Source organism: Acinetobacter calcoaceticus ANC 3811, assembly GCF_000399665.1.
In the GTDB taxonomy this organism is placed as follows: domain Bacteria; phylum Pseudomonadota; class Gammaproteobacteria; order Pseudomonadales; family Moraxellaceae; genus Acinetobacter; species Acinetobacter calcoaceticus_B.
On the sequence record NZ_KB976986.1, the window covers coordinates 2,872,952 to 2,899,248 of the forward strand.

The 26,297-nt window shown below is 39.8% G+C and carries 24 protein-coding genes and 1 pseudogene; 7 read left to right on the top strand and 18 right to left on the bottom strand.

The features are described from left to right. Positions 1-10 precede the first annotated feature (10 nt). Positions 11-1,528 carry a CoA-acylating methylmalonate-semialdehyde dehydrogenase gene (locus tag F935_RS14765; protein WP_016139619.1) on the bottom strand — a complete coding sequence of 506 codons (1,518 nt, stop codon included), beginning with the start codon at positions 1,526-1,528 and terminating at the stop codon, positions 11-13. 166 nt (positions 1,529-1,694) lie between these two features. Between F935_RS14765 and F935_RS14770 the strand changes: the two genes are divergently transcribed. Beyond that, entirely contained in the window at positions 1,695-2,576 is an 882-nt protein-coding gene (locus tag F935_RS14770) for a LysR family transcriptional regulator (RefSeq protein WP_004640467.1), read from the top strand. Between the two features lie 55 nt (positions 2,577-2,631). On the opposite strand, the gene F935_RS14775 is transcribed toward F935_RS14770, so the two are convergent. From F935_RS14775 to F935_RS14795, 5 genes are all read right to left on the bottom strand, one after another. Further along, positions 2,632-4,059: an amino acid permease gene (locus tag F935_RS14775; protein WP_080645789.1), complete on the bottom strand. Its 1,428-nt coding sequence runs from the start codon at positions 4,057-4,059 to the stop codon at positions 2,632-2,634. A 376-nt stretch (positions 4,060-4,435) separates the two neighbouring features. Then, positions 4,436-5,875, bottom strand: a complete 1,440-nt coding sequence (locus F935_RS14780; RefSeq protein WP_016139621.1) for an amino acid permease — start codon at positions 5,873-5,875, stop codon at positions 4,436-4,438. A gap of 162 nt (positions 5,876-6,037) precedes the next feature. Further along, a complete protein-coding gene (locus F935_RS14785; protein ID WP_000071348.1) occupies positions 6,038-6,397 on the bottom strand; it encodes a RidA family protein in 360 nt (119 codons plus the stop codon). Between the two features lie 10 nt (positions 6,398-6,407). Then, positions 6,408-7,511 (bottom strand): alanine racemase, encoded by a 1,104-nt coding sequence (gene alr / locus F935_RS14790; protein WP_016139622.1) that lies wholly within the window; start codon positions 7,509-7,511, stop codon positions 6,408-6,410. Between the two features lie 20 nt (positions 7,512-7,531). Then, positions 7,532-8,797 (bottom strand): D-amino acid dehydrogenase, encoded by a 1,266-nt coding sequence (locus F935_RS14795; RefSeq protein ID WP_016139623.1) that lies wholly within the window; start codon positions 8,795-8,797, stop codon positions 7,532-7,534. Positions 8,798-8,933: 136 nt separating this feature from the next. Between F935_RS14795 and F935_RS14800 the strand changes: the two genes are divergently transcribed. After that, positions 8,934-9,401, top strand: coding sequence for an Lrp/AsnC ligand binding domain-containing protein (locus tag F935_RS14800; RefSeq protein ID WP_001247568.1), 468 nt, complete (start codon positions 8,934-8,936; stop codon positions 9,399-9,401). A gap of 42 nt (positions 9,402-9,443) precedes the next feature. Here F935_RS14800 and F935_RS14805 read toward each other — a convergent pair whose 3' ends face one another. Beyond that, on the bottom strand, positions 9,444-10,589 hold the full coding sequence (locus F935_RS14805) for an acetyltransferase domain-containing protein (protein WP_016139624.1): 1,146 nt from the start codon (positions 10,587-10,589) through the stop codon (positions 9,444-9,446). Between the two features lie 74 nt (positions 10,590-10,663). On the opposite strand from F935_RS14805, the gene F935_RS14810 reads away from it, so the two are divergent. Continuing rightward, on the top strand, positions 10,664-12,754 hold the full coding sequence (locus F935_RS14810) for a TonB-dependent receptor (protein ID WP_016139625.1): 2,091 nt from the start codon (positions 10,664-10,666) through the stop codon (positions 12,752-12,754). A gap of 43 nt (positions 12,755-12,797) precedes the next feature. On the opposite strand, the gene F935_RS14815 is transcribed toward F935_RS14810, so the two are convergent. From F935_RS14815 to F935_RS14840, 6 genes are all read right to left on the bottom strand, one after another. After that, complete coding sequence (locus F935_RS14815; RefSeq protein WP_005037557.1) at positions 12,798-13,175, bottom strand: nuclear transport factor 2 family protein; 378 nt, start codon at positions 13,173-13,175, stop codon at positions 12,798-12,800. Between the two features lie 28 nt (positions 13,176-13,203). Continuing rightward, positions 13,204-13,584 (bottom strand): ribonuclease E inhibitor RraB, encoded by a 381-nt coding sequence (locus F935_RS14820; RefSeq protein ID WP_016139626.1) that lies wholly within the window; start codon positions 13,582-13,584, stop codon positions 13,204-13,206. A 128-nt stretch (positions 13,585-13,712) separates the two neighbouring features. Continuing rightward, positions 13,713-14,378, bottom strand: coding sequence for an RluA family pseudouridine synthase (locus tag F935_RS14825; RefSeq protein ID WP_035366332.1), 666 nt, complete (start codon positions 14,376-14,378; stop codon positions 13,713-13,715). A 111-nt stretch (positions 14,379-14,489) separates the two neighbouring features. Next, positions 14,490-15,191, bottom strand: a complete 702-nt coding sequence (locus F935_RS14830) for a DUF1003 domain-containing protein (protein WP_016139628.1) — start codon at positions 15,189-15,191, stop codon at positions 14,490-14,492. 78 nt (positions 15,192-15,269) lie between these two features. After that, positions 15,270-15,773, bottom strand: coding sequence for a DUF2867 domain-containing protein (locus F935_RS14835; protein WP_016139629.1), 504 nt, complete (start codon positions 15,771-15,773; stop codon positions 15,270-15,272). Between the two features lie 430 nt (positions 15,774-16,203). Beyond that, positions 16,204-16,794 (bottom strand): TetR/AcrR family transcriptional regulator, encoded by a 591-nt coding sequence (locus tag F935_RS14840; protein ID WP_016139630.1) that lies wholly within the window; start codon positions 16,792-16,794, stop codon positions 16,204-16,206. 81 nt (positions 16,795-16,875) lie between these two features. On the opposite strand from F935_RS14840, the gene F935_RS14845 reads away from it, so the two are divergent. Continuing rightward, positions 16,876-17,577 carry an SDR family NAD(P)-dependent oxidoreductase gene (locus F935_RS14845; protein ID WP_016139631.1) on the top strand — a complete coding sequence of 234 codons (702 nt, stop codon included), beginning with the start codon at positions 16,876-16,878 and terminating at the stop codon, positions 17,575-17,577. An 86-nt stretch (positions 17,578-17,663) separates the two neighbouring features. Here the strand turns inward: F935_RS14845 and F935_RS14850 are convergent, their stop codons facing one another. The 3 genes from F935_RS14850 to F935_RS14860 are packed head-to-tail and all read right to left on the bottom strand — an operon-like array spanning position 17,664 to position 21,642. Then, entirely contained in the window at positions 17,664-18,122 is a 459-nt protein-coding gene (locus F935_RS14850; protein ID WP_026070301.1) for a hypothetical protein, read from the bottom strand. A 6-nt stretch (positions 18,123-18,128) separates the two neighbouring features. Next, positions 18,129-18,866, bottom strand: a complete 738-nt coding sequence (locus F935_RS14855) for a hypothetical protein (protein WP_016139633.1) — start codon at positions 18,864-18,866, stop codon at positions 18,129-18,131. Beyond that, positions 18,856-21,642 (bottom strand): type VI secretion system Vgr family protein, encoded by a 2,787-nt coding sequence (locus F935_RS14860; RefSeq protein ID WP_016139634.1) that lies wholly within the window; start codon positions 21,640-21,642, stop codon positions 18,856-18,858. The genes F935_RS14855 and F935_RS14860 overlap by 11 nt, the downstream gene beginning before the upstream one ends. 262 nt (positions 21,643-21,904) lie before the next feature. Between F935_RS14860 and F935_RS14865 the strand changes: the two genes are divergently transcribed. Continuing rightward, positions 21,905-22,597, top strand: a complete 693-nt coding sequence (locus tag F935_RS14865) for a tetratricopeptide repeat protein (protein WP_016139635.1) — start codon at positions 21,905-21,907, stop codon at positions 22,595-22,597. Between the two features lie 118 nt (positions 22,598-22,715). Here the strand turns inward: F935_RS14865 and F935_RS14870 are convergent, their stop codons facing one another. Continuing rightward, the gene (locus F935_RS14870) at positions 22,716-23,945 is read right to left on the bottom strand and encodes a beta-ketoacyl synthase N-terminal-like domain-containing protein (protein WP_016139636.1); all 1,230 of its coding nucleotides are present in this window, start codon (positions 23,943-23,945) and stop codon (positions 22,716-22,718) included. Between the two features lie 678 nt (positions 23,946-24,623). Here F935_RS14870 and F935_RS14875 point away from each other — a divergent pair. Beyond that, entirely contained in the window at positions 24,624-24,908 is a 285-nt protein-coding gene (locus tag F935_RS14875; protein ID WP_016139637.1) for a hypothetical protein, read from the top strand. Between the two features lie 221 nt (positions 24,909-25,129). After that, on the top strand, positions 25,130-25,471 hold the full coding sequence (locus F935_RS14880; protein WP_016139638.1) for a hypothetical protein: 342 nt from the start codon (positions 25,130-25,132) through the stop codon (positions 25,469-25,471). Positions 25,472-25,717: 246 nt separating this feature from the next. Here the strand turns inward: F935_RS14880 and F935_RS14885 are convergent. Continuing rightward, positions 25,718-26,219 (bottom strand): annotated as a pseudogene (locus F935_RS14885) (NUDIX hydrolase). Positions 26,220-26,297 lie beyond the last annotated feature (78 nt).

Below are 26,297 nucleotides of genomic sequence, written 5' to 3' on the forward strand. Positions count from 1 at the left end.
CGTGATCCCCTTAACGTAAACTAATGGTTGTATTTACTGCACCAACTTCATGGCTATCTTCAAACCAGCGACTGGTAATAGTTTTAGTTTGGGTATAGAACTGCACAGCTTGTTTGCCGTATGGTCCCAAATCACCAAGTTTTGAACCTCTTGAACCCGTAAAACTAAAGAAAGGCACTGGCACAGGAATTGGAATGTTGATACCAACTTGCCCCACATCAATTAAGTTTTGGAAAGTACGTGCAATCGCGCCGCTTTGTGTAAATAGACCTACACCGTTACCAAATGGGTTGGCATTGATTAAAGCAATCGCTTCCTCAAGAGTGTCTACACAAATAATGGAAAGTACAGGGCCAAAGACTTCTTCTTTATAAATACGCATGTCGGTATTTACGCCGCTAAAAATCGTTGCACCTACAAAGTTGCCCGATTCATAGCCTTGAACTTGAACATCACGGCCATCGAGTAGCAACTCTGCCCCTTGCTCAACACCGCTATTAATTAAATCAAGTACACGCGCTTTAGCACGTTTTGAAATGACTGGGCCAATGTCAGTATTTGGCTCATGGCCTGCGTTTACTTTTAAAGTTTTCGCTTTTTCAACTAACTCTTGAATCCACTGTTTACTTTCACCCACCATTACCGCAACCGACAATGCCATACAGCGTTGCCCCGCTGCACCAAATGCTGCACCGACCAAGGCATTTAAGGTTTGCTCTTTATTGGCATCTGGCATGACAGCCACATGGTTTTTTGCACCCATCATCGACTGTACGCGTTTGCCATGTTGCCCTGCAAGGTTATAAACATGTGTTCCAACAGCAGTTGAACCCACAAATGAAATCGCTTTAATGTCTTTATGTGTACACAGACGGTCAACCACTTCTTTACCGCCATGCACAACGTTGAGCACACCTGCTGGAACACCTGCTTGAATCGCAAGCTCAACCAGCATCATGGTTGATAACGGATCTTGTTCTGATGGTTTTAAAACAAAAGTATTGCCGCACACAATTGCCATTGGGAACATCCAAAGCGGAATCATGGCAGGGAAATTAAACGGCGTAATACCGGCACACACACCCAAAGGTTGCTGCAATGTATAAGTGTCTACACCACGCGCCACGCCTTCGACATATTCACCCATTTGTAGAGTACCGATCGAACATGCATGTTCTACTACTTCTAGACCACGTTGAATATCACCTTCAGCATCTGCCAAGGTTTTGCCTTGTTCCGCAGTTAGTACTTGTGCAATTTCTTTCATGTTGGCACGGATTAAGTCTTGTAACTTAAGCATGATGCGCATACGTGCCTGAATTGGGGTTTGACGCCAAGAAGCAAACGCATCTTGTGCAGCCTGAATGGCAGCGTCAACTTCTTTAACCGTTGCAAATGGTACACGACCAATTACTTCCTGAGTCGCAGGGTTAACAATGTCTTGCCATTCCTGTGTTTCAGATTCGATAAAATTTCCGTTAATGAGTAATTTAGCGGTTTCCAATTCGATTTTTTGGATTGTGTTCATAACCTCTCCGTAGGCCGTATTTTTATTGTGTTCAATTATTAGAAAATACTTTTTGATCATATTTTCTTTATTTCAGTTTCAATTGAGACTAACAAAGAAAACTTTGACCACCAACGGAAATTCATGCACGATTGTTGTGCAAATATGCACAAGGATTACAACAAAAATGAAAGTGGATTGGGATCATCTACATTTTTTTCTAGTTTTAGCTCGGACTAAAACGCTGACCAACGCTGCGCGGATTATTGGTGTCGAGCACAGTACAGTGGCTAGACGGATTCAGGCCCTAGAACTTGCTTTGGGTACAACATTGTTTAAGCGTGAAGCGACTGGTTATGAGTTGACACTTGAAGGGATGGCACTAGTTCCTCGAGTTGAGCAAATGGAACAGGCTTTCTTACAAATTGAAAAACCACATCAACCTTTGCAAGGTCGTGTGCGAATTGGCACACCTGAAGGTTTTGGAACTGCATTTTTAGCCCGTTTACTGGCTGAGTTCTCTATTCAATATCCATTGCTCACCATCGACCTGATTCCAGTACCCAAAATGATTAAGCTCTCACACCGTGAGGCAGATATTGTGGTGTCGATTGATCGTCCAACGTCTGGACCCTACATCATTACGCGGTTATCAGACTATTGTTTAAAAATTTATGGCAGCCAAAACTATCTGGCGCAAAACCCACCCATTCGTGGTTTAGAAGATTTAACCCAACACCGCTTTGTGAACTATATTGATGATCTGGTGTATAGCCCTGAGTTGTATTGTTTAGAACGCTTACCTTTGAAGCTTAACGCCAATTTTCGCAGCAGCAGTATTTTGGCCCAACAAATTGCGGTGAGTGCTGGTGCAGGACTTGCGATTTTGCCCAAGTTTTTAGCAGATGATAAACCAGAACTTGATGTCGTTTTAGAGCAGCAAGTTCGCTTTACTCATACCTTCTGGATGCTGACTTTTGTTGATTTACAACATGAACCACGCATTAAGTTAGTTTGGGATTATTTGCGTAAACAAGCCGATAAATATCAACATTTATTAGTTGATTAAAGACCAAATAAAAAAGCCAATCATGGTTGATTGGCTTTTTTGAAATTATGAATAATTAATCAAAACTTTCTTGGCCTAGTTTTTTCATGCGCGGTTTATAAAACACATGATAGCTAACGCCTAAAACAACTAGCCATAATGGACTGACATATAACGCTTTTAAGGTATCTGGCTCGAGTGCCAAAATCACTAAAGTAAACAAGAAGAATGCGATGACAACATACGCCATTAACACGCCACCCGGCATTTTAAAGGTTGATGCTGTATGAAGCTCAGGACGAGTTCTACGATAACGTAAATAGCACGCCATGATTAAAATCCACACACTAATGAATAGAATCACACAAAGTGAACTTGCCAGAGTAAATGCTTCCATCGTGTTAGGCACGAAGTATTGAAGCACTGCTCCACCCATAATGAAAATACATGAGAAGATTAAACCATTTGAAGGTACGGCACGTTTTGATAAACGCCCCAATGCACTTGGCGCTTGACCATCTTTTGATAAACCAAACAGCATACGGCTGGTTGAAAACACACCGCTGTTCATAGAGGACATCACCGAAGACAGCACCACCAAGTTCATAATGATGGCAGAAACCGGAATACCTGCATTTAAGAACAACTCAACAAACGGACTTTTGTCTGCACGGATGTGGTCCCAAGGTGTTACTGACATCACTACAAAAAGTGCCAACACATAAAATAGGATAATACGTACTGGAATCGCGTTAATTGCTTTCGGTAGGTTCTTTTCTGGATCTTTCGTTTCAGCTGCTGTTGTACCAATCAGTTCAACACCAATAAAAGCAAACACGGCAATCTGGAAACCTGCCAAAAATCCGCTTACGCCTTTTGGAAATATACCACCATGCGACCACACGTTACTTACACTCACAACTTCACCATGTGGAGCTTGAAAATGAGTAAAGATCATGTAGCCACCCACACCAATCAGGCCAATAATTGCCAAAATCTTAATGAGTGCGAACCAGAATTCAACTTCACCAAACAACTTCACCGTAAGAAGGTTAAGCCCTAAAATGAATAGTACACAGCCTGCACTAATCATGGCTTGTTGTGTTGGTGAGAAACTGGCGCCTTCGGGCAGCCAAAAACTTAAATAATTAATGACCGCAGATAAATCCGCAATACCGACCAGCACCCAGCCTAACCAATAGGTCCAACCTATATAATAACCAGCCCATGGGCCAATCAAATCATATGCCATATCGACAAATGACTTGTAATGTAAATTAGCGAGTAGTAATTCACCTAATGCACGCATTAAGAAAAAAAACATGCCACCAATTAACATGTAGATAACGAGAATTGAAGGACCTGCGAGGGAGATGGTTTTGCCCGAGCCCATAAATAGACCGGTTCCAATTGCACCGCCAATTGCAATCATTTGTAGATGGCGATTATTTAATTTCCGTTGTAAATGATCAGGGGAGCCTGCCTCATCTGGATGATGAACCATTGTCATATTAGAAGTCCTTTTTATATTTTGCTTAACTTAAAATCAGCAACCTATAGGGAGAAAAACGAACCGTATATCGAGGGTTGCTGAGTCTATACCTCAGGACAAGATGTTCAAGTATATTTTTTCCTTAATTGATAAATCGTTTGTCCTGTTTTTTTAAGTCACATTATTTATGTACTGCCTTCACGGCAATTTTAATTAATCGATCTGGATTCTCCAGATTAGCCGGAGTTTAGCATGTGATAATGCTATATGTACTTTGCTAACACACTCCAAATTGCACTGATGATTTAAAAATAAACAATATTATTCCGATAAAAAATCTAATAAAAATAAAAAAAGCCAATCATGATTGATTGGCTTTTAATAAAACTTAATGATCGTTGACGAGTTCACGCCCTAGTTTTTTCATGCGTGGTTTATATAACACATGATAGGTAACACCTAAGATGACTAACCATACTGGACTGACATAGAGCGCTTTTAAAGTATCTGGCTCAAGTGCCAAGATGACTAAAGTGAAAAGCATAAATGCCAGAACCACATAGCTCATCCAAACGCCACCCGGCATTTTAAAAGTTGATTTTTCATGTAATTCAGGTCGTAATTTACGATAGCGTAAATAGCACACCATGATGAGACTCCAGACACTAATGAATAGAATCACACAGAGTGAACTTGCTAAAGTAAATGCTTCCATGGTGTTTGGAACAAAGTACTGAAGCACTGCCCCGCCCATGATAAAGATACAAGAGAAAATCAAACCATTTGAAGGTACTGCGCGTTTTGATAAACGTCCAAATGCACCCGGTGCCTGACCATCTTTTGATAAACCAAAAAGCATACGGCTGGTTGAAAACACACCGCTGTTCATTGAAGACATCACCGAAGATAGCACCACCAAGTTCATGATGATGGCTGAAACCGGAATACCCGCATTTAAGAACAACTCAACAAACGGACTTTTATCTGCACGAATATGATCCCAAGGTGTTACTGACATCACAATAAAGAGTGCTAATACATAGAACAAAATAATACGTATCGGAATCGCGTTAATTGCTTTCGGTAAATTTTTCTCTGGATCTTTCGTTTCAGCAGCCGTTGTACCTATGAGTTCAACCCCGACAAAAGCAAAGACAGCAATCTGGAAACCAGCCAAGAAGCCTTCTGTACCTTTCGGGAATAAACCGCCATGCGACCAAACATTACTAATGCTTGCTACAGCGCCTTGTGGAGCTTGGAAATGGCTGAAAATCATGTAGCCACCCACACCAATCAGGCCAATAATCGCCAAGATCTTAATGAGTGCAAACCAGAATTCAATTTCACCAAATAGGCGTACTGTCAGTAGGTTAAGACCCATCACAAACAATACACAGCCTGCACTAATCATGGCTTGTTGAATTGGAGAAAAGCTCGTGCCATCGGGCAGCCAAAAACCTAAATAGTTAATGACTGCTGAAAGGTCCGCAATACCAACCAGCACCCAACCCAACCAATAGGTCCAGCCCAAATAGTAACCGGCCCAAGGACCAATCAAGTCATGAGCCATATCAACAAAAGATTTGTAGTGCAGATTTGCAAGGAGCAACTCGCCCATTGCACGCATCATGAAAAAGAACATTCCTCCAATAATCATATAGATCAAAAGGATTGAAGGACCTGCGAGGGAGATGGTTTTACCCGAGCCCATAAATAGGCCGGTTCCAATTGCACCGCCAATTGCAATCAGTTGTAAATGACGGTTAGACAGTTTTCGTTGCAGATGATCAGGAGAATTTTCCGTATCTGAATGACGAGCCGTTGTCATATTAAAATTCCTTTTTGAATTCCTTTGTTAAGATCAGCAACCTATGGCGAAAATTGAACCGTATGCCATAGGTCACTGAATCTGTTCACCAAATAATGACTGGATAAACCGTATCTATCTTCCTTCTGTTAGATACATCATCATTTTTGGAGTAAAAACGAATTACTTTTGTGCTGCCGTCACGGCAATTTCAATTAACCAGTTTGGATTAACCAAATCGGCCTGAATTGTGGCACGCGATGGAGCAACACATCCTTTTAACCAGTCAACCCAAATTGCATTTACAGTTGAAAAGTCAGAAAGATTTTTTAAATAGAGCTGCGCAGAGAGCAAGCGAGATTTGTCGGTATTGGCTAATGCCAAAAGTTCATCAATCGTTGCAAGAATTTCTCGAGTTTGGCCTGCCACGTCTTGTTCGGTATTTTTAGGTACCTGACCTGACAGATAAACCACTTTGTTAAAAACAGTCACGGCGCTCATGACTTCGTTAGTGTTAATCTTTTGTATATCTGAATTCGACATTCGGATTTCCTTATACCTGATTAATAAATTGGACACGTGCGGTAACTGCACACATCAGCTCGTAACCCACTGTACCGGATGAAACTGCGACATCATCAATAGGTAAAACGACGCCTGTACTTGATTGGCCCCAAAGTACGACTTCACTGCCGACTTTGGCACTCTCAATGCCTGTTAAATCGACTGCCAACATATCCATGCTGACGCGGCCAATGGTACGAGTGAGGACAGAGTCCACCAAAACTGGCGTACCTGTTGGTGAAATACGTTGATAACCATCGGCATAGCCACAAGCGACAATCCCAATCGTTATGGGTTGCTCTGCGACAAAGTTTGAGCCATAGCCTACGCTTTCATTCGGCTCTAAATGCTGAACTGAAATAATTTCGCTGCGTAAGCTCATGGTCGGTTGTAAGCCCCAGTCCGCAATACTATGCGTCGGGTAGTCTGGCGAGCTGCCATAGAGCATGATGCCGCTACGGGCATAATCTGATTTGAGCTGGTCTTGATAGCGTAGAATTGCCGCGCTATTACTTACAGATCTTTCACCCGGTAAATCTTTAATAATTTCTTCAAATGCAGTGATTTGATAATCAATGCCTTGCTGGCCGAAACGATCACCATCTGCATCTGAAAAATGCATCATGTGCGTAATCGTGGAGACGTTTGCCAAGTTATTTAGACGTTCCCATGCCTGAACATACTGCTGTGGTTTAAAACCAAGACGGTTCATGCCACTGTTCATTTTTAGGCAAACATCAAATTGGGCTGGATAAGGATGCTTTTCTACCCACTCGATTTGCGCTTCACTATGAATGGTGAAACTGAGTTGATACTGCACACAATCAAATAAATCTTGAGGAGAGAAAATCCCTTCGAGCAACAAAATTGGACCCGTCCAACCTAAAGCACGAATGCGTTTTGCTTCATCAAGATCAAGTAAGGCAAAGCCATCTGCTGCTTTAAATGCTTCATAGACACGTTCAATTCCGTGCCCATAAGCATTGGCTTTTACAACGGCAAAGACCTTACTTTTTGGCATAGCCTTGCGTACCACCGCCAAGTTATTTTGTAAGGCTTGACGGTGGATGACTGCGGTAATAGGACGAGGCATGATTACTTTCCTAACGTCCGTTATGCAGCATGTGCGTGTGAATAACGCTGAATTGAAAGACCATCTGTACTGATCTCTGTCTTATGATTCAATACGATGTCACTGATTAATTTTCCTGAACCACACGCCATGGTCCAGCCTAAAGTGCCATGACCGGTGTTCAAGAACAGATTTTTAAAGCGAGTCGCACCAATAATTGGGGTACTGTCTGGAGTCATTGGACGTAGACCAGTCCAGAAAGACGCCTGTGCCATATCACCGCCTGGGAACAAGTCCTGAGTGACCATTTGCAAGGTTGCACGGCGGTCGTCGTTCAGACCTAAATTGAAACCACTTAGCTCTGCCATACCGCCTACGCGAATACGCTGGTCAAAACGAGTAATCGCAATTTTGTAGGTTTCATCAAGCACTGTAGATTGCGGAGCAAATGCAGGGTCAACAATAGGAATCGTCAACGAGTAACCTTTCACAGGATATACAGGCAACTGTAGATCGAGTGGTTTCAAGAAATCACGTGAATAACTACCAAACGCTAAAACATAACGGTCAGCAGTTAAAACTTTACCATTGACCTGAACGCCCTTAATTTCATCGCCTTCAACAATCAATTTTTCTACATTCTGGTTGAACTGGAAGTTAACACCCAACTCTTTGGCAATTTGAGCTAAAGCATTGGTAAACAAATAACAGTCACCTGTTTCGTCATTTGGTAAATGTAAACCACCAACCAGTTTATCTTGCGTATTTGCCAACGCTGGTTCTACACGACCAAGTTCGTTGCCATTTAATAATTCGTAACTTACGCCGCATTCTTGTAGCACGCTAATGTCGCGTTGAACCGCTTCCATTTGCGCTTCTTTACGAAATAGCTGCAAAGTACCTTTAGCGCGGTTTTCGTAATTAATGCCTGTATCTTTTCTAAGTTCACGTAAGCAATCACGGCTGTATTCAGCCACGCGCATCATACGTTCTTTGTTCACAGCATAACTTTGTGGATTACAGTTTTTTAGCATTTGCGCCATCCACTGTAACTGCCACATGCTGCCATCTAAATTAATCGCAAGCGGTGCGTGGTGTTGGAACATCCACTTCACAGCTTTAAAAGGAATTCCTGGTGCTGCCCAAGGGGTCGAATACCCAGGCGAAATTTGACCTGCATTACCAAAGCTTGTTTCTTCAGCAGGACCTGCCTGACGGTCAAGAACAGTGACCTCAGCTCCTTGTTGAGCTAGATAATAGGCACTTGCCACTCCGATAACGCCGCTACCTAATACAATTACGCGCATTTCTATTCCCTCACGCACACCAGTTTATTTAACTAGTATATTTCTGCTTCAATAGTTTATTTCACTGTTTTTCAGGCTATAATCTAGGTAAATTTATGTTTTTTTCACGAGAATTTAAAAAAAAGAGGAAATATCTATGCGTCCCTTAGATCGTATAGATCGCATGATTCTGGACATTTTGCAGCGTGAAGGACGAATTGCGATTAGTGAATTGGCTTCGAGAGTCAACCTATCGACCACCCCCTGTTCAGAGCGTGTAAAGCGTCTTGAACGCGATGGCATTATCATGGGTTATTACGCACGGCTAAACCCAGCCTATGTGGACCGTAATCTGCTCGTTTTTTTAGAAATTAAGTTATCTGCCAAATCAGGCGATGTATTTGATCAAGTTGCCAGAGACTTAGTTGAGATTCCTGAAGTACTCGAATGTCACCTCATTTCAGGTGAGTTTGACTATCTTGTAAAAGCGCGCTTAAAAGAAATGAGTGCCTACCGCCGCTTGTTAGGAGATTTGTTAAAGAAACTCCCCGCTTCAGCATCGTCACATAGTTATGTAGTCATGGAAGAAGTTAAAGAAACTTTATATCTAGATGTGAGCAAGTAAAGCGAGTCCTTTACCGAATTCGCTTTACTCACATTTTGAACATTAGAAATATTTTAAAATCGAAATATGTTTATTTTGATGTTTGAATTTCGAGAACCATTTAACAGCAGGATAAAGCGCAAAAGACAACACAATCGTGATGAACCACAGCATCCACACATGATTAACCGATAAATAATTGCCATGGTTGGCTCCCCATACACTTATTGCAAACACATACATCAGTTTCAACACATATAAATGCAGTAAATAAAAGAACATAGGCACAGAGCCAAACACCACCAATGGTTTTAAAAATGAATATTGCTGCATACGTTCAAAAGCAACCAGTACAATCAAACCGATTCCAACATTCAGCAAAATAAACAGCAAAGACGGTGGATACTTGGTGAGGTTAAAAAAGCTCATTAAAGTGAGTTGTAATGACTCAAAATGCTGCCACGGCTGGTCGCCATAGATATTGATAAAACGCAGTAAAACAAACAATCCAATACTTGCCAGACCGATACTCAATAAATAGTGGCTTCTTTGCTTTGCAGTATATTTTGAACTAAAGAATTGGCCTAAAACATAACCCAGCAAAATAACACCAATCCAAGGCAAAACAGGATAGCTTGTGCGAAGCTTGATGTCTGCAAACTCAATCCAGCCACGCTCGTGTAAAACGAACCATACATTCTGTAAAAAACCATTTGTAAAATGCACAGAATCTAATAAGTTATGCCCAAAAATAATCACTAAAGCTGCGCCAGCAATGACAGGCAACGGTAAACTCACACAACCTGCCAACACTACCATGCTGATACCAATCGCCCAAATCACTTGTAAATAAATGACTTCTGGTGGAAAAGTTGCTGTCCAAGCAAAGTTCACCAATGTCAGCTCTAACACAATTAAAAATAGACCACGCTTCAATAAAAATGCACGGGTTTGCTGTAAATCCTGTTTTTTTGAATGAAATAAAAAAGCCGAAATACCTGTTAAAAGAACAAAAACCGGAGCACAAATATGTGCCAATAACCGACTACCAAATAATGCAGGTTCAGTTACTGTTACATCCATTGGATCTATGACCTGCTTATGCAAATAGAAAGTTTCTCTTACATGGTCGAGCAACATAATCAAGATGACCAAACCACGTAAGGCATCAATCGACTGTAAACGCTCAATATTTTTTTCTAAAGACATAGCGATAATCAACAAAATAATGTAACGTTATACTATTACATTTAATTCCTTTTGTCTTTCATGGCTGCTCATTTATGCAACACAAATTAGGTTTGTTATCTTCCTTAGGTCTATCGTTTATATCGACACTCAGTTGGGGAGAAGAAACGTCAACGGTACTGGCAACCATACGCGTTCAGGCTGAAACTACCCAAGAAGATGTAAGTCAAAATAGTTCAGCGACTAAATTTTCCCACGATGTTTTAGATGTACCTTTTAATCGTGCTTTTGTTTCTAAGCAGGTGATGGAACAACAAGACGTTCAGCGCATTGATGATGCATTAACCTTAGTCAGTGGGGTTTTTCATCAGAATAATTATGGTGGTGGTTTTTGGGATAATTACTCTTTCCGTGGTTTTAGTGGTGATCCAAACTTAGGGGCTACCATGATCCGTAATGGTTTGAGTGTAAACCGAGGTGTTAGTGCTCCCAAAGACATCATAAACATTGACTCTTTAGAATTTTTGAAAGGACCAATGGCTGCGCTATATGGCCGTGGGGAAACAGGTGGTTTGCTCAATCTAAATAGTAAAAAACCACAGTGGGAAAGCGAAAGTGAAATTAACTTACGCGCCAATAGCCAAGAACAATATCGAATAAGTCTGGAACACACCGCGCCGATTAACGATCAACTGGCCTATCGTTTAGCAGTTGCCCACGAAGATAATCAAAGCTTCCGTGATCATGTCAACAGTGAACGCTGGTTCTTTTCGCCGCAGCTCACATGGAAAATTTCAGACCTGACACAAATCGACTTTGACAGTGAATTTACTCAGCACAAAGGAACCTTTGACCGTGGGGTAAGCACCGTTAATCACCAGTTTGTGATGGACCCGAAAACCTTTACGGGGGAACCTGCTGATGGCGATATGAAAGTAAAAGATTACTTTTACCAACTACGTCTTAGTCATGAATTTAACCCTGACTGGAAACTGAATAGTGCCGTCAGTTATAAAGATGCTCAAATGGTCGGCTTTTCGACCGAACCACGACGCCTACAAGCCGATGGCCGTACTTTAGAGCGTCAACGCCGCTATCGTGATTATCAAAGTGAAGATGTGCTGGCTCAAACAGAATTGCTTGGTAAGCTTGATACCTCATGGGCTCGACATGAAATTTTACTTTCAACTGAACTTGGTCAACTCGACTATCAACAATATCAGCTGCGTCGTAACCACAGCTCAGGCATGCCAAATACAATTGATATTTATCAACCTGAATATGGAAAATATTTACCAGATTTAGCACCGTTCACCAACACCAAAGAACAGCAACGTTACTTTGCTCTTAATGTACAAGATCAAATCTTTTTTAATGATCAATGGAGTGTGCTTTTCGGCAACCGTTTTGATCAGGTCGAACAAGACTTTAAAAATCACCTGACTCAGACCGAAAGTAACCAGACCCTTCATCAAAATAGTCCGCGTTTCGGAGTAAATTTTAAAGCTTCTGACCAATGGGCTTTTTATACGAACTATGGTCGTTCATTTGCGATGAATAGTGGTATGAACCGAAATGGTCAAACCTTTGCTCCTGAAAAAGGTGAAAGCTACGAGGTCGGCACCAAATATAAAATGAATGACCAAAGTGTGCTGAGTCTTGCTTTGTTTAAAATGAAAAAACAGAATGTACTGACAACCGATCCAATTGACAGTAACTTTCAAACCGCAGCAGGCGAAGTCAGCAGCCAAGGGCTTGAATTTGATTTAAATAGCCAGATCAATGACCGTTGGTTGGTTAATGCCAATTATAGTTATACCGATGCTCAAATTGAAAAAGACCAAGACCTTGCCAAAGGTGCACGTCTGAGCAATGTGCCAAAACATCAAGGTTCAGTAAGTACCAACTATGAGTTTCTACAAGAAGGCTTAACAAAAGCAGGCGTAGGTGCCAACCTTACCTATGTGGGTGAACGTAGCGGACATAACCTTGATAATGGCTTTAATTTACCAAGCTATACTCTGGTGAACTTAAGTGGCTACTATGCCCCATCTGATCGTTTACGCTATCAACTTAATGTGAATAATTTGTTTGATAAAACTTACTATGTTTCAAGCTATAGCGATTTGTGGGTTCAACCAGGTGAACCACTCAATGCCTCAATTTCAGCACAGTGGAAATTTTAATTCATCTATAAAATAAAAAGCCCGAAAACTTTCGGGCTTTTCATTAAAACATACCGTTTTCATTGACGAGTGGATCAGGCTGTATTTGCCCAATGTCCCAAAACTCAGCAATTTTTCCATTTTCAAAACGACAAATGTGAACCACTGCCAAGGTTGTTAACCCGTTCATTTGCATTTCAATTTTAGAATGCACAGCAACTAAATCACCATCTTCAATGACATGTTGAACTTCAAAGAATTTATTTGGAGTTTCAATTGCACTTTCACGCATTCCCTCCTTCAAAGAAGTTACATCACCCGCATAATAAGGGTTGTGATGCTTGAAGTTAGGCGCGGTGTAATTGCTATAGGCTTCATCGACTTCACCAGCTGCGGCAAGCTCTAAAAACCGTACAGCAATTTGTTTTTGAGATAAGTTCATGATTATCTCCTACCCGTTATTTTAGACCTTACTGTAACAGGTCATCTTCTTCGTCGCCTTCCTCGAAGACGTAAGCCATACAGCCCCATCCATCATATTCACCCTGAAATTTTTCAGCGATGCTGGCAAACCATTGTTCTAAGTCAACAATGTCTGAATAGTCGGGTTCCATATTAACGAAGATCGTAATAATCCATTCATTTGGCTCAACTGCATCATCTTGAAAGAGTGAAACCTTTTGTTCTTGGTACAGTAAATAGAGTGCACATTGCTCTGCATTTTTCTGATCTTGAAAAGCAATAGAAAATTCAATTTCATGTAGATCTGTTAAATCATCCCCGTCTTCAGCCATTTGCCAAAGTACATTGCCGTTATCGTCATCTGGAAATTGTTCGTAATCACGAGTCATAATATGATCCCTTGTTGTTGTTGCCGTATTAATATTATTCGGCATTAAGAATACCCGACTTTTATTGCAGTTTGGGTATATATTCCGTTCCCAATTGCATCAAATTAATTTTTTTAATTATATAAATTTTAAAAAGGCACCTGCGATTCAATCACTACATCGGTTCCATTTAATGGATGCTGAAAAGCCAGATATGCAGCATGTAGCGCCATACGGTTTAAGTGAAATTGCTTTGGTTCAGGGTGATATAACTTGTCACCCATAATCGGATGTCCAATATGCATCATGTGTACACGTAGCTGATGCGAACGCCCTGTCACCGGCTCTAGTAAAACGCGGCTTTGATCTGTTTTTTCATCATAGATGAGAGGCTGAAATAAGGTTTTGGCATGTTTGCCCAACTCAAAATGCACGATTTGTCTCGGGCGATTTTCCCAATCGGTAATGAGTGGAACTTCAACACTACCCTCTTCTGCAACTTTGCCTTGCACCAAAGCCATATAATGCTTTTTGACTGTTCTGGCCTGAAACATTTTACTTACCGCAACTTCTGCATCGCGATGCTTGGCAAACATAAGTAAACCCGAAGTCGCCATATCTAAACGATGCGTAACCTTAGCCAAAGGGAACTTTTCAAGTATGCGTAAATAGGCACTATCATGATGTTCAGGCAACCTCCCCATAACCGACAATAGACCCGCAGGTTTATCAACCACGATCAAATCGTCATCTTCAAATAAAATTGAAAGCGGATCTTGTGGCGGAGCATAAACAAAGTGGTCGTTTAAAGGCATTATCGTAGAAACAGCAAGGGAGCATGGCGGCAGATCATAAAGAAATTTCCAATTTACCGCAAAATAATCTATACAGCTCATCATGTTCCACGTGAAACTCAGATTCAGTTTTTACCGTTTTTTATTCATTTCAGATAAAAGATCGAGCTGAATTTCTTGAATATGTGCAAGTCTTTCCCATTGATGTGATAAAAGATGATCCATTTTTTCATGTAAATGTCTAATTTCAAGCTCAGCTTTTAAATTAATTTGATAGTCATGTTGAGCGCGTAACCGATCTTTTACCTCTTGTCGATTTTGACTCATCATAATGACAGGTGCCTGAATTGCAGCTAAACATGACAACACCAGATTAAGCAGAATAAATGGATAAGGATCAACAGGATGTACAACCATCACTACGGTATTTAAAATGATCCAAGCCACTAAAAATAGTCCAAAACAAGTTAAAAAGACCCAACTTCCGCCAAAAGAAGCTATTTTATCTGCTAGTTTTTCACCCAAAGTCCAATTCTGATCGAACTCTGTCTCTGTATTTCGACTAATCAGCTCGTGCCTTTGCATACTGCCAATCACTTCATTTTCTAGCGTAGATAACTCACCCTTTTCCGAGCGTAATAGTGATTGCACATATTTAATCCGGTAGTCCGCCAAATCAGCACGACAAATAAAGGTTGAAAAAGACCAATCCGGATAATCTTTCAAGATTTCTTCTCCAATCACATCTCGAATGACTTCACCAGAGACCAGATCTTTTAAGGGAAAACTCTTTCCACAAACGGCGCATTGGCGACACTGGTTTTTATTGTCCATTTTATTCAGCTCGCAATTGATAATACGTATATTATATAAACGATTTCAATGGATAACATCGTAAATAAAAATAGTACTCTAACCCAATATCTGTAAAGTGGCTGGTACTATTTTTCGGTGGGCAGGAATCACAGGCAACATGTACAGCCGCCCAAGTAAATTTTTAATATGGACTACTGTGGTTATGGTCAGTACTTGAGTCTTTTCATTTTTATAAATAGATAAAGTCACATTTAAATGTTTATCGTCATCGCCAACCACTAACTCATTTTCGGTACGTTGCAATAAGGTAAAAATTCCAATCCGATCACCAGCTACATATTCATTTTCTTTTTTATGCGCATCAATTTGCTTAAAACTTCCTAAATCTTTAAGCCCAATCTTTGAAGTAATTTTATTACGTAGATTCATACTCCATTCTATCCATTGAGGCGTGTGATGGAACAGTTTAATAAGCTGCTGAAATACATTCAGGTCTGGTTGGCCAAGCACAATACTCCACGAGTCGTGGAAGTAAGCATTGTTCAATTGAGATGAGATTTGGCTGTCATGCGGCAAGGCAGAAAGATAAGGCTTATTCATAAATTATATTCTTGTAAGTATCGTTTTTATTATAGAGAATTTTTAGGGTGTCAAGGGAAAACATCTATGGTTTACTTCAACAATTATAACTTTGTAAGTTAGAACCTTATGCCTATAAACTTTTGATCTATAGCGTCCTAAGCCGAATCGAGACCTTTTGGGTGAGTACACACTAACGTTATACGTTTTGGTGCATGCTACTCTTTTCGATCCCTATCACACCCTTGAGATATAGTTTAGCCAGTACCCTGCGGGATTGTTTTTCTAAGAACAGCTAATTTTCATTATTTTTGGAAATTTTTACGCCATTAAGTAAATTAAAAGGAATTTATTACCATTTCAACATAATTAGTTAAATTTAAATTCCACTTTATTTGTATTTTACGGTTTATTTTACCAAGCCATTAAACTTATATAGTCAAATTAAAAACTACTTCACTAGCAACCGTTTAGCCGATTCTATAATCATTGCTCTACGCTTTTCATGAGGATTATCAATATCCTCGACCGGGGTAAACATTCGGGCAACTTGAGGCAACATAAACCAGCTATTTGCAAGTGCTAAAATCAGGAAGGTTAAATAGCTTGCTTCAATTTCATCGGTCACTCTTCCTTCATCTTGTTCTTTTTTAATTGCTTCAATTTTACAGTTATAATTTTCGCAGCGGATGTTTTCATTTGGCACTTCTTGTGAAGAGTAAATCAGCCCTTCCCAAAGCAATAAACGACTCAGTTCAGGGTGTACACAATGATAGTCATACACACGCCCAGCATATTCAGCAATATCTTCTTCTTCAAAAGATTTAAGAGGTACAGACTGGGCAACTTTAATTAATTCATTACTTAAAACGACCGCAAATAAATCTCTTTTAGCCCCAAAATAATTATAAATGCGCTCTTTGTTAACACCTGCAATTTTTGCAATTTTATCAACAGTGGTGCCATCTGGACCATGCAAAGCAAACTCACTAATTGCAGCTTTCAAGATTTTTTGTTTTGTTCCTTCAGTATCCCACGACATAATTATTTTTCACTTGCATATATTATTAAAACATATTATAAAATATTTCCAACCAAATAGTTGGTTTTTTGGAACTTTATAATGAACAACAATATTATAATTTTTGGCTATGGAACAGGTATTTCCAAAGCCGTAGCACATAAGTTTGGTAAAGAAGGCTATAAAATCGGGTTAGTGGCAAGAAATGCTGAAAAACTCGAGAAGGCCATTCTAGAACTTAAAACACAAGGTATAGAAGCTTATGCTTTTACATGTGATTTAGCAGTTCTGGAAGACATACCAAATCTCGTAAAACGTATTAAAGACCAATTCGGAGAGATTAAAAATATTCATTGGAACGCTTTCCATGATATTGAAGGCAACATCTTAGAAACCAATCCGTTAGATCTCACCCAAAGCTTCCATATTCGTGTTTCAAGTTATATTGCTACGGTACAAGCTTGCCTACGTGATTTAGAAAAGAATAACGGTAGTATTTTATCAACCAATGGAATTTTTGCGTTCGATGCCGTGGGAATAGATTTGGTTGCCAAAGAATATTCATCTTTAGCAATTGCTGCTGCCGCTCAATATAAAACCACCAACTTACTTGCTCATAGTCTCGCTGACTCAAATGTTTACGTGAGCCAAGTCATTGTGAATGGCTTTGTTGATGGAACACCGGGCGCACAAGATAAAAGCTACACGGTACATCCAGAAACGATTGCAGAGCAGTTCTGGTACTTACATCAGCATAAACAAGAAACGGTTTCTCTTTGTGGAGAAGCAATTCAAGCTGCTTAAATAATTTTCTTATGGCAGAAGAAGCGTAATCAATTACGCTTCTTCTACTTTTTAAATTTATGCTTATATACCGCAAAATTATTTAACTATTTCTCATACTCTGAAGGATCAATTTTGTATTTTTTAAATAAAATTGAGCGTACAGAGTCATTTATACTGTCATCATATTTAATGATTAAATAAATATCTTTCTTAGTTAAAGGAATAGTTTTTAAAATATCACTTAGCTCTGTGCTTCTAATAGAGCGTACTTCACTTGGTTGTTTAGATATTTCTGGATCTTGTTCTTCAAACTTAAAATCAACACCTTGCAAGTTGAAATAAACCATAACTCTTCTATTTAAAGAATCACTATCATCATATAAAACTGTCCCTGCTGGAAGAATTGTATATTCTGAATAATTATCACCATTTGAAGAAATTTTTAGAGGCTTCTCTAAAATATGTATCTTAGGCATTTCTCTAAAGCTCCACAGATAAAAATTTAAAACTAATTGAATTAAAAACAAAATTCCTAATATGATTATTACCAGATTTTTTTTCATATATCCCTACTTTTTAAGATGATATGTATTTTTAATATCTACTTTTACATCAGGAGACTTCATTAAATAATCATTTAAATTATCGGGTAAAAATAGGTATTTTGGCATTTCATATTTACTTGCTTTAAATGCTAGCTTTACTGTAGTAGATAGTACTTTCTCAGCATTTACAAACATATGGCCTGATTTCGCCATACTTGGAATTGCTTTTTTCGTTGCTTCTAAACTTTGAGTAGTGCAATTAGGGGCCAAAGCAAAATAGTCCTGAGATAAAGCATAACTTTTATAGTATTTTTCATTTCGTCTTAATGTGGCTGTTTTCAATAAATTATTATAATAATTTAATACCAACATAGCCTGACTATCAAAAATTCTATAACCATAAGCATGGGTTGTCCTAGTTTTTGAAGTTCCTACCCCTTGGCTGTTTTCATCAGCAATATAAGCGTCAAAGCTACTCCAAATCCTTAATATTCCTTCTCCGCGGGGACTACTAGCTCCCTCTAAAGTAAAAATACCAAAACTTTCAGGTTTCGTCTTTCCATATCTACCAAAATCATAAATATAATCCTTACCTTTCAATTTAATATAAACAGCTGTATGACCATAGGGCGATTCTTTATCTCCTTCTCCATAAGCACTCCCTACTAATAGATGTAACTCAGCTTCTGGTTTCAAAGGAACTTTCTGGGTCGGTGGATTAGCTGTATTTGTTGTAGTACTTGTTGTTGAATTATTCGCCATTTACCCTATCTTCCTGTTCGAACCAATTAACAACTAATTCATCATTTTCAGCTGATTTTATGGTTTTCGTCATTCCTTTCTTATTAGTAAAACCATAGGATTTTATTCCTGTTCTTTTATTCAAAATTGAGTAAGGTATTCCTTCTAATGGTTCATTCTTAGACGAATCTATAGCTTGGAAATTACGATGCTCAGTTTTCATTCGTAAATCTGGCAATGCAGGAACATTAGCATTCGCACTCCCGCTCCCCATAAACAAATGCTGTCCAGCCTTCACTTCAAACTTGCCACCTGTCGTCATAAAAATGCCCGAACCAGTAATTTTGACTTGAGAACCGCCTGCGGTGAGCACAATTTCTTTGGCTGCTGTCGCCTCAATTTTGTCTTCTGCTGAAATAATCTGAACAGATTTACGGGCAATTAAATCTGCTCCGTCGCCTTGCGCTTGTATTTCGACTTTGCCTTTGCCTGCATAGAGTCTCGCCCCTTCTTGAGCCGCAAAAAGGCTAATTTTATTTTGGGCATGTGCAATCAAGTTCTTTTGGGTAGACAGATTAATGCTGTCTCCAGCAGTTTGGTTTATCTGGCCATCTGCGCTTAAGTGAATGTCTTCGTTACTGCTCAGCGCGATGCTATTTGGGCTCGCCAGCAACATAATCGCCTCTTTAAACGTCTTGGCTTTTGCGTTGTCTTGCTGCTCAAGTTTTTCAATAAAGGATTTTAGATTTTCTAAATTCTCTAACGGGTCAGTTTGTTGATTTTTAGCGACTTCACTGAGTGCCTTGGCATTGCTAAGGCCACCGTCGATTTGTTGTTTGGCCTCATTTGCATCAAGGTGTACACCTTGAGCTTGGTCCTGTTTATGGGTACTAACGAGTAAACCACTGCCAGCTCTTACCGCGCCCCACTGATCTGTTCTGAGTTCAAACCCTTCACCACGACCTTCGCTCTCTGCCTTATCTTTTGGATGGCTTAAGTTACCCAAGTTGAGTTGGCTTGCCGCATGGCTACTTTGTAGCTGGGCACTGATCTGGCCTGTCGTGTCATCAAAACGTAGCTGGTTAAATCCTTTGCCATCGACTTCTTCTGAACGAATGCCGCTGAGCTTTTTGGTGTCAGGTAACTGACCTTTCTGGTCGAACTGGGTGGGGTGACGCTCAGCTTCGTGAATACGCCCCACCACAAATGGTCGGTCAATATTGCCGTCAAAAAAGTCGATGACAACGATTTCACCCACGCGAGGTAAGAAGCGTGCGCCATAACCCGCGCCTGCCCACGGGGTGAGTACATCTACCCAAGCCGAGTCAGTGTCATTGTCGTTACTTCCGGCTCCACCGTCATGACTATGGTCATCAGTTCGGGTAAACAGAAAACGGACTTTAATGCGTCCCCATTGGTCGACATGAATGCTTTCACCTTCTAGCCCCACGACTTTAGCGCGCTGCGGATGGGCGGCTGGTCGGTGCTCTAGCGGGCTATATTCAGGCACAGCATTAATGTTACGTCGAACGACATTCAACTCAGCAAAGTGGCGCTGCTCAGGGTTTTGTGTGTCGAGTTGCGCAGCCTTGAGTTTGTCTTTTGGCAACAGACGCTCAAGTTGCTGCTGTAATTCTTTCGGTAAATTATTCTGGTTGTAGTAGTGCTTGCTTAAGATTAAAAATTCTTTATCGGTACTGTCATGTTGGTCGAGTTCTGGATGGTCATTGAGTTCAAACCAGTAACCCACTTGTGCATCACGGACGTTACCTGAAACGGTAAATTGTTTAGAACTCAGGTGATGGTACGCATTAATGTGCTGGTTCAGCTGTTCAATCTGGCTATTGCCTGAAGCTGTGGCTTGGTCTTCACCGTTTAAATCCTGCATCCACGCAGGGCTAACATGCCATGCATCTTCAAGGTTCAGACTGGCATTGTCATAGTGTTCGCTGTGCTTTTGCGTGCCTTGTACGCTACCACTGCCTTCTTCTTGTTGTAGGGCATCGGCTTGCCAGCGTTGCACATGAACCGAAGTCGGCTGTAAACGGCGCTCTGCCTTGACTTGGGTAATGGTATCGAACTGTTCTGTGGCACTGCTGCGCTGGTAACGCAAACTACGTCGCTCAAGCGCCTGATAATTTTGGTTATCGTCAATCAAACGTAGCACTTGTGGCTGAATGGATGCATTCGGGTCAGCGACTAAAAGCTGTGATTCATCGACTAACCAGTTAATGCCTTCGCTACGCCACAAACGGGTTAAAAAGTCATAATCGCTTTCATTTGACTGCATCACAAATGGACGCACATCGTAGTCTTTCGTTAAGCCAGATGTGTCGAGCGTTAGACTTGAGGCAAATAACGGACTTTTCCCCTGCCATTCCTTAAATAGAATTTCGCTAATATCCCGCACGCTTTTGTTCATAAACACGCGGCTATTGCGGCGTTTATGCCAGAGTGCAGTTGGGTCTTTTAAGGTAAGGTTATAAATGGTGAGTGAGCCATCGCTTTGTCCTTGGCTTGCTTCGGTAATAATGCCAGTGGTTCTAAAAAACTGGCCTGTGTCAGTGACCTGATCAACGGCAACCTGACAGCCAATAAATTGTTTTAATGCAATATGCGCGTTCGTCGACAGACACAGTAATTCAGCAACACTACCTTGGTTGAGCGTATGCTCGCCTTCAATACGTTGTAAGAAGACTTGCTGATTTAAAGACTGATTTGAGAATTGGATATGAACAGCGCGATTTTGCGAAACAAGGCCTAAACGCTCCAATATACTCGACACACTCATCTGCATTTTTATTATCAATCAAACTTATATTTAGGCCGCATTTTAATTAAAAAAAGACTAATCTGTCTATCTATACTCATTTTCAAAATGTAACTAGTCTAAATATGCGGTTTTACGTTAATTTGTTATTAAATGAGTATTTAATCCGTAAAATTTACTCATTTTAAAGTGCTATAAACCGCCCAAACATACTTAATATTTTTCTTTTATATTCAAATAGATATTAAAGAAAAATAAATATTAAAATTAATAAAATTCAGGATGAGATATGAAAATAAAAAAGTCTGCTTTTTATATATTTACGGTGATTTTCTCACTTCATTCTCCAGCATTTGCTGAACCGAGTGTGGCCGATATTCAATATCGTGCAGAACAAGGGCAAGCTGTTGCTCAATATCATCTTGGCATGATGCTTTTAAGCGGCGAACAAGGCGTTGTTAAAAATTATGAACAAGCGTTTAAATGGCTAACTGCGGCTGACCAAAATGGAAGCGTGGGGGCAAAATATAGTTTAGGAATGATGTATTACACAGGCACGGGCGTAGAAAAAGATGCCAAGCGCGCCTTTGATTACTTTAGTAAAGCTGCGGCCAAAGGCCATGCCAAAGCGCAATATAACTTAGGGGTGTTATACGACAAAGGTGAAGGAACTACGCAAAATTATGTGCAGGCGTTTGAATGGTTTAGTCGTGCTACCGAGCAAGGCTATCCACCCGCAGAATATAATTTAGCTCAGCTATATAAAAAAGGTCATGGCGTCACCCAAAGTGATGAGCAAGCGCTTAAGTGGTACACCAAAGCGGCTGAGCATGGCAAAAGTGATGCCCAGTACAACTTGGCCCAAATGTATTTAAATGGTGAAGGTACGCCGAAAAACCTCCAATTGGCAAAGAAATGGTTTCAGCAAGCGGCCAATGCAGGCGATTCGGATGCGAAAGAAATGCTTAAAAGTTTAGAATAAATGCCATCTTATTTTTTAGATGACTGGACTTAAAAATAATAAATTTCTATTACTTATAAAACAGTATGTATGACCTATTTTATTGTTTTTATAAGGTCACATTCATTTCGATTTTACATTACCCTTCCCATTTTCTAAAAACGAGACAAGTATTTACGCCACCAAAACCAAAGCTATTACTCATAACTGTTTTTAGTTCGGTTTCTCTACTCGTTTGAACAATATCGAACTTTTTAGCTTCCTCGCGTAGTTCGGTAATATTAATACTCGGTGCAATAAAGTTATTTTGCAGCATTAAAATAGAATAAATGGCTTCGTGTACACCTGCTGCCCCCAAACTATGTCCAGTCATTGACTTGGTCGAACTGAGTGGTGGTACTTTTTCACTGCCAAAAGCTCTTTCTATAGCCAATAGTTCGGGAATGTCTCCTGCTGGCGTTGAAGTGCCATGCGTGTTGATATAGTCGATTGTTTCAGAGCCGTTTTGCTTGGCTTCCGCGAGTGCCAACTTAATGCAACGCGTTGCACCTTCGCCACTTGGGGCTACCATGTCGACACCATCACTATTGGCAGCATATCCAATCACTTCTGCCAAGATTTTTGCTCCGCGTTTTTGGGCGTGGCTTAAAGACTCTAAAACCACCATGCCACCGCCGCCAGCGATCACAAAGCCGTCATTATCTTTTGAATATGGGCGTGAAGCCGTTTCAGGTGCATCGTTATATTTAGAGCATAATGCGCCCATCGCATCGAATATTGCCGTTTGGGACCAATGGTCTTCTTCGCCGCCACCCGCCAGCATCAGGTCTTGTTTGCCAGCGGCAATAAGGTGAAATGCATAGCCAATTGCATCGGCTGACGTAGCGCAGGCACTCGCAATGGATTGAGATATACCTTTTAGGTTGAAAGCATTTGATAAGTTAGAACTAATGGTATTTGTAAGATAGCGTGATGCTAAATAAGGCGATACTTCGCTTGCACCTTTTTCTTTCAAGGTATGCAGCATGTCAATAATTGAAGCTGTCGAGCTGCCACCTGTTCCGCCAATCACCCCATATTTTGAGTTGTTAGCAATATCACTCACATCAAGCTCAGCATGTTGTAGCGCATCGACCGCCGAGTTGTAGGCATACATGGCACAAACGCCCATGTGTTTTTTTAATTCTGGATCAATATTTTCAAAATCCATTTCGGCTGTACCGCTGACATGACTGCGAAAATTCAATTGTGCATAGACATCGTTATAGCGAATGCCTGAGCGACCTGCTTTTAAGGAGTCGGTTACTTTCTCTAATGTATTTCCAATACAGGAATTGATTCCCATACCTGTTATTACAACACGTTCCATTCTTATCTCTATAAAAACGACAAAAATAGATCTTAACAATCAAGTTCTTTTTTAGAACTGGCAAAATATATCTATATTTATTATTTTCTCTAATTGAATATAAATAAAAAGTTAATAATAATATTTTTATTTTAAATTAAATTTAGTTTTATTATTAAATCAAAAATATTTTAAATAATAAATTGACGTAATTAAAATCACCGATTATTATCTCGTTGCTGGCCTACATTGCCAGACGGTTTTGACAGACCGTAACTCGTAGCGGATTATAGTTCTACTATAATTCGTTAGACCCTTGCGTCCCCTTTCTTTGCGGTAGGACGGGAGGGGGACGCCCTGTGCGTGCTGGTTCTACGAGTCCAGTCTGTCAACCCCCTTTCGTTCTACCACCATAAATTAATTCGCGGTAATCTGGTGGTAGGACTCCATAAATTATAAGGAGTTGACGATGACACTTTTCAAACTTATTCTCTCTCCTGCTTAATCATTTTATTTATTTAAAATTTAGGTTTTCTATTGCCTAGTTTTTTAAATTTATAAATTATTTTTATTTTAAAATTTTAATTATTTTATTTTCCTATATTTTAGGAGGATTAATTATTACCTAAAATTATTTAAAACTTTAAAACCAATTATATTTTTATTCTACTCCTAGATATAAATCATTATGAGAATAATATGACAATTTATAAACCTATTTTGGCTTTAAGTTTCATTCTAGGCAGCTTAGGTATTTCGGGCTGTAACTTATACACCCAACAGGATTTTGAAAAAATTTGCCTGTCGGGGGGACACACCAAAACCAGTTGCGACTGTATTTATCAGCGACTTGAACAAGCTTACTCCCCTAAGCTCATGCAACGCCTAGAAAATGTCAGTTTGCAAAGTCCTGTTCTCCCACAGGACTTTGCCCCTACTTTCTTTAACGTCATGCAACGGTGTGACAAAAATGAGATGGGTTAAGCGCTTGACTTAGCCCCTTTATCTCTGTGCTGCAATGGTTTATTACTTTAAATCAGCGCAAAAGATTAAAGTCTGTTGTGACACAGAGGCCTAAAGAAGAATATTTTTAAGAAATTTGAACTCTTATAGTTTAGATATTTCTATACTCAGCTCGTTTTTAACGATAAAGTCATGTTTAATAAGTAGTATTTTTTATCATTAATATCATAGAGCTAATAAAAATGAGTTTTTATACAGAACTACAAGTCCGTTATACAGATTTTGATATGATTGATTTATCTACCGAAAAGCAAAAAATTCTAGAAATATTAACTGAGGATTCAATCCACGAAGATGTTTATAGTGATTTAGTAGAAGCCTTTACTAATGGTCATGCATCCCTTAATGTCGATCCCGTTTATTGCTTACAACTCATAGAAAAAATTACCGCTCTATTTCCAAATGCAAATTTTGAATGTCGAGGTTTAGGAGAAGAGTATTTCTATACGTGGATCCTCTGTGTTGAAAATGGCCAGATTATTTTTAGTAGCAAGCCTTGGGAAACTGAAAACCCTTTTATATAAGGATAACCCCACCCATTTTTGTACGTTTTAACCTACAAACTTTTAAGGATTTTGCGGATTGGCGACTTACCACTTTTTTCCTATGATGAGTTCATACAGGAACAGGATGTTCCAGAACACAAAACTACAATAATAGGTTCATGCACTAGGAGCGTGAGATACGACAGGAGTCATATCTAGCAACCAAATACGAAAAAGCCCGACAGGATGTCGGGCTTTTTTTATATCTGGATATTGAGACAAAATTTAGTGTTTGAAAATTTCAGGCAGACTATCTGCAAGGATATTAGGAATATTGTTTGGATAAACAATCTCATCGGTTTGGCTTAGTTCATCAAATGTCCACCAACGACTTTTACTAATCACAAGTTTTTCATGTTCTGACCAGTTTGCTGTATTCACTTCTGCATTTTTAATAAAAACAATAAAGAGTCTTTCTTCAGAAATCACAACTTCTGCACTCGGTAACATCATTTCAAAATTGCGTGTTGCAACATGAGTTCCTACATTCTGTCTTACGACTCCTAACTCTTCATAAAGCTCTCGGCAAGCTGCTTGTTCGAAAGTTTCCCCTTCTTCAAGCCCGCCACCTACGGTTGCCCAATGTGATTGTCCAGCTAAAGCATCATTTGTATGAGTAAACAGAAATAACAAAATTTGATGATTTTCATTAAGAACTAATAGTCTTGAAGATTTTCTAATACGCATTTGATTTTTTTCTTAAAGTAACAAGGTGGCTATTATTCATATTCACTTTGAAAAGTTAAATCATTTCTGAATGTACGCTTTAACCTACAAACTTTTAGGGATTTTGCGGATTGGCGAC